Genomic DNA, 1,055 nt, shown 5'->3' on the forward strand with positions numbered 1-1,055 from the left:
TATCTGTTTCTCAAACAATTCTGTCGCATCAAAATGTTGCCATTCAAGCACAACCAGCAACAAATGCCCCCGTTCATTTTAGACAACTTTTAGCCTATGGTAAGGCAAATATTGAGGGTGGGGCGGTTGACTTTTCTTCACTGATGACGGGTGAAGAAGCTGTTTTAAAGGTTGGCAGCCTTGATGCAGGCACACTGATGACAGGTGTCGTTTCTACGGGCGGTTCAGGGGATCTTATTTTAGATAAAAACGGCTTTCTTTTGATTACAGCAAAAGAAGGGGTGAAGGTTGGTCAGATTGCCAGTGGTGGCAATATTGAAATTTTTGCAGGCAACGACATCTATTATGATCAGGTCATGGGCTATGGCAGCGCAACATTGACATCGGTATCAGGAGAGATCAGTGTTGAGAATGTGCTGTCTGCTGAGGGGGATGTGAGGTTGACAGCAAACACTCTCGATTTAAGCAATAATCGTTCTCATATTTACACGCCGCAAACGCTGTATTTAATTGCAGATCATATTGATGTCTCAGAGAGCGAATTGGCTTATGGCGGTTTAGACTTTCAAAGCACCAATGCCCTTGATATTCACAATGCGCTGCTACAAGCCGTGACAGATCAGGGTGGAACTGGAGATATTCTCTTTATTGCTCCAAGCGTTATGGTTGATGAGACAACGTTGGTTTTAGCGGCACGAGATTTCGTGATCAAAACGGGGGAGCTTGGAAATAGCGGTCAATTGGCATCGGGGCAGGATTTAGCCTTTAGCGTGACGGGCAATGTGACCAACAACAAAACGGGCTTAATCTATGTGAAGGGCAATGGTGCTTTACAAGTTGATGGGGCTTTGTTGAATGATTTTGGCACTATAATGGCAGAAGGTGATTTATCTTTTACCAATGCAGATGGCAGCGGAAAAAGCCTTTCCCTTGTCAATAAAGCAGGCTCTATTCAAGCAGGTGGAAACTTAAATATCCAAACCAACACTCTAAAAAACGAAGCTGATAGCACGCCCGTCATCACGGAAAAAACGGAATATAGCGATATTTCTTTC

1 pseudogene is annotated in these 1,055 nt (G+C 44.0%); it reads left to right on the forward strand.

What is annotated here, in order from left to right:
- A pseudogene (locus ACFILA_RS09585) lies at positions 1 to 1,055 on the forward strand (filamentous hemagglutinin); the annotation flags it as partial.

Source organism: Bartonella sp. CL71SXKL (assembly GCF_042194935.1).
Lineage (GTDB): Bacteria > Pseudomonadota > Alphaproteobacteria > Rhizobiales > Rhizobiaceae > Bartonella.